Genomic DNA, 3,513 nt, shown 5'->3' with positions numbered 1-3,513 from the left:
CGTCGAGCGTCAGCGCGGAGCTCTCCGTGCGGCTGCGGTTGACGACGAAGACGGCGAGGTCGCCGGTCTCGGGGTCGTGGGTCGCGGTGACGACGACCGCGTCGACGGGCCCGTACGCCTTGGTCGGGGTCGTGTCGCTGACGACGGCGGGGCGCAGGACGGTGCCCCGCGCATACCTCGCGGTGAGCGCGAAGGGATGGAAGATCGTCTGCTTCCACGCGGCGCCGCCGGGGCGGGTGACGATGGGCGCGATGACGTTGACGAGCTGCGCCTGGCAGGCCATCGCGACCCGGTCGCTGTGCTGGAGCAGCGTGATGAGCAGGCTCCCGACGACGACGGCGTCGGTGACGTCGTAGACGTCCTCGATGAGTTCGGGCGCCTCGCGGATCGCCAGCGAGTTCTCGCCGTGGAAGCGCTCCTGGAACCAGACGTTCCACTCGTCGAAGGAGACGGTGATCCGCTTCTCGGAGCCCTTGACGGCGGCGACGTGGTCGGCGGTCGCGACGACCGACTCGATGAAGCGGTGCATGTCCTCGCCGCTGGCGAGGAAGGAGTCGACGTCGCCGGCCACGGGCTCGTAGTAGGCGTGGGCGGAGATGTGGTCGACGAGGTCGAAGCACCGCTCGAGGACGACCCGCTCCCACGTGCCGAAGGTCGGCATGCCGCGGTTGGACGACCCGCAGGCGACGAGCTCGAGGGTGTCATCGACCCGGCGCATGGCGCGCGCGGTCTCCTCGGCGACGCGGGCGTACTCCTCGGCGGTCTTGTGGCCCATCTGCCACGGGCCGTCCATCTCGTTGCCGAGGCACCAGACGCGGATGTCGTGCGGCTCGGTGTGGCCGTTCTTGGCGCGCTGGTCGGGCCGCGTGGTCCCGGTCTCGGCGTTGCAGTAGAGCAGGAGGTCGATGGCCTCCTGGACGCCGCGGGTGCCGAGGTTGACCGCCATCATCGGCTCGACGCCGACGCCGCGCGCCCAGTCGACGAAGTCGTCGGTGCCGACCTGGTTCGTCTCGACCGAGCGCCAGGCGAGGTCGAGCTGGGTGGGCCGGTCGGCCTTGGGGCCGACGCCGTCCTCCCAGCGGTAGTTGGAGACGAAGTTCCCGCCGGGGTAGCGCACGACGGTCACGCCGAGCTCACGGACGAGGTCGGCCACGTCGGTGCGGAAGCCCAGCTCGTCGGCCGCGGGGTGCCCCGGCTCGTAGATGCCGGTGTAGACGCACCGGCCCATGTGCTCGACGAAGGACCCGAAGATCCGTGGTCGCACCGGGCCCACCGTGAAGGCGGGGTCCAGCCGCACCGTCGCGCGTCCCATTCGGTCCTCCTTGACCGTCGGCGATCGGGTCGCACCATCTGTACAACGGTTACCCGTTTTTGCGTTGCCGTGAAAATTACAACGGTTACCGAAGCCTGTCCATAGGTGGACGGGGCGAGGGGTGGACCCCGTGGCCGGGGGCTAGCCTGTTCCCCACAAGGCGTGGCACGCAGGTGCCGGGCGCGCACGGAGGCTCGGACGGAGGCACGGTTGGCGGCGCGGCTGAGGGACGTTGCGGAGCGAGCCGGGGTGTCGGTCAAGACGGCGTCCAACGTCCTCAACCACCACCCGCACGTCAAGGCGAGCACCCGCGAGCGCGTCGAGGCCGCCATGGCCGAGCTGCACTACCGGCCCAACCTCTCGGCCCGCAGCCTCAAGCACGGCCGGGCCGGTTTCCTGGCCCTCGCCGTCCCGGCCATGGACTCCCCCTACTTCGCCGAGCTCGCCGCACGCATCACCGAGGAGGCCGCCGCCCTCGGCTTCATCGTGCTGCTCGACGTGACGGGCGGTGACCCCGACGCCGAGCGCGTCGTCCTCGAGGGCATGCGCTCGCACGTCATCGACGGCGTCATCTTCTCGCCGCTCGCCCTCCCGGCCGACGAGATCGCGCAGCGTGCCGACAACCTGCCCATGGTCCTGCTCGGGGAACGCCCCGTGCCCACCGGACTCGACCACATCGCCGTCGACTCCGTGGCGGCCTCACGGGCTGCCACCGATCACCTCGTCGCCCAAGGACGCCGCCGCATCGCGGCGATCGGCCGCGAGACCGTGCGCGGCACCGCCTCGATGCGCCTGCGCGGCTACCGCCAGGCCCTCAAGGCGGCCGGGCTGCCCTACGACCCGGACCTCGTGATCGGCGTGCCGCACTTCGAGCGGGCCGACGGCCACGCCGCCATGCAGCAGCTCCTCGCCCTCCCGGAGCGCCCCAACGCGGTCTTCTGCTTCAACGACCTGATGGCCATCGGGGCCCTGCGCGCGTGCGTCGAGGCCGGCGTGCGGGTGCCCGAGGAGGTCGCGATCGTGGGCTTCGACGACATCGCCGAGACCCGCTACTCCAACCCCACGGTCACCACGATCTCCCCCGACCTGACGGGCCTGGCCCGCGCGGCGCTCGAGCTGCTGTCGCGGCGCATCGGTGGCGACGACGCGCCCGCCGAGGACGTCGAGGTGGCGTGGACCCTCGAGGCGCGCGAGAGCACCCTGGGCGTGGGCGCGCGCTCCGCGCACATGCCCTGAGCCGGGGATCAGCCCGTCCGGAGGAACCGCAGGAAGAACGCGCCGAACACCAGGACGATGCCGACGTTGACCATCAGGCGCTCCCAGGGGTGGTGGCGGAAGAAGAGGACGTCGACCGCCACGACGACGGCGATCATCGCCACCGCGTAGAGCACTCCGAGCCCGGGCCTGGCCACAGCTCCTTCCTACTCCTCGGGGAGGCGCTGAACCACGGGAGGGACGCAGCCGTGAGTGCGGGCGCCGGTTCGTGGGTATTTCCGAAGGCACAGACCTTTCGGCGAAGGAGCAGCGATGACCAACCAGCCGGGAAACCCCGCCAACCCCGCCGCGGGCCTCGCGGCCGCCGCCGTCGGCGCGCACGGTGACGGGACGGAGGAGCACCGCACCGACGAGGGCGTGCCCGTCGGCGCAGCCGACGCCGAGGAGGACCGCCGCCGCGCGTCCGGCGAGGAGGGCGACGACGAGGGCTCCGACGGCAGCCTCGTGGGCGACGTCCTCGAGGACGCGGGCTTCGGCGGCGCCACCGGGTCGGGTGCGTCCAGCGAGGACGACGGCGTGCCGGTCGGCGAGGCCGACGTCGAGGCGGACCGCCGCCGGGCCTCCGGCGAGGACGGGTCCGACTGACGAGGTCCGGCCGGCAGCCGCTCCCTCGACGCCGGCACCGACCCGTGCGAAGGTGGCCACATGGCTGACGACGTCTCGATCCAGCACCGCATCAAGTCGCTCATCGACGAGGAGCACTCGCTCCGCTCGGCGCTGCAGTCGGGTGACATCAGCGTCGACGAGGAGCAGTACCGACTGCAGAGCGTCGAGGTCGAGCTCGACCAGTGCTGGGACCTGCTGCGCCAGCGTCGCGCCAAGCGCGAGTTCGGCGCCGACCCCGAGGAGGCGCAGGTCCGCTCCGAGCGCACCGTCGAGGGCTACACCGGCTGACGCGCTACACCCGCCGCGAGGCCTGCCACTCG

At 72.0% G+C, this 3,513-nt stretch carries 5 protein-coding genes; 3 read left to right on the top strand and 2 right to left on the bottom strand.

The window, feature by feature from the left end:
• Window positions 1–1,312: arabinosylfuranosidase ArfA (gene arfA, locus ABD194_RS19170; protein WP_343994455.1), on the bottom strand; the 1,312-nt coding region annotated here is incomplete at its 3' end.
• A gap of 162 nt (window positions 1,313–1,474) precedes the next feature.
• On the opposite strand from arfA, the gene ABD194_RS19165 reads away from it, so the two are divergent.
• Entirely contained in the window at window positions 1,475–2,548 is a 1,074-nt protein-coding gene (locus ABD194_RS19165; RefSeq protein ID WP_343994453.1) for a LacI family DNA-binding transcriptional regulator, read from the top strand.
• An 8-nt stretch (window positions 2,549–2,556) separates the two neighbouring features.
• Here ABD194_RS19165 and ABD194_RS19160 read toward each other — a convergent pair whose 3' ends face one another.
• Window positions 2,557–2,724 carry a hypothetical protein gene (locus ABD194_RS19160; RefSeq protein ID WP_343994451.1) on the bottom strand — a complete coding sequence of 56 codons (168 nt, stop codon included), beginning with the start codon at window positions 2,722–2,724 and terminating at the stop codon, window positions 2,557–2,559.
• Window positions 2,725–2,839: 115 nt separating this feature from the next.
• Between ABD194_RS19160 and ABD194_RS19155 the strand changes: the two genes are divergently transcribed.
• Both ABD194_RS19155 and ABD194_RS19150 read left to right on the top strand, forming a co-directional pair.
• Window positions 2,840–3,172, top strand: a complete 333-nt coding sequence (locus ABD194_RS19155; RefSeq protein WP_343994449.1) for a hypothetical protein — start codon at window positions 2,840–2,842, stop codon at window positions 3,170–3,172.
• Window positions 3,173–3,232: 60 nt separating this feature from the next.
• Window positions 3,233–3,481: a DUF2630 family protein gene (locus ABD194_RS19150; protein ID WP_343994447.1), complete on the top strand. Its 249-nt coding sequence runs from the start codon at window positions 3,233–3,235 to the stop codon at window positions 3,479–3,481.
• The last annotated feature ends 32 nt before the right edge of the window (window positions 3,482–3,513 follow it).

This window comes from Terrabacter terrae (genome assembly GCF_039529575.1).
GTDB lineage: Bacteria > Actinomycetota > Actinomycetes > Actinomycetales > Dermatophilaceae > Terrabacter > Terrabacter terrae.
Note: the sequence above shows the minus strand (reverse complement) of the source record. Positions and strands in the feature narration are given on the sequence as shown.

Coding starts and splice junctions, on each gene's coding strand:
- ABD194_RS19155 (WP_343994449.1), top strand. CDS start 2,840: ATGACCAACCAGCCGGGAAACCCCGCCAACCCCGCCGCGGGCCTCGCG.
- ABD194_RS19150 (WP_343994447.1), top strand. CDS start 3,233: ATGGCTGACGACGTCTCGATCCAGCACCGCATCAAGTCGCTCATCGAC.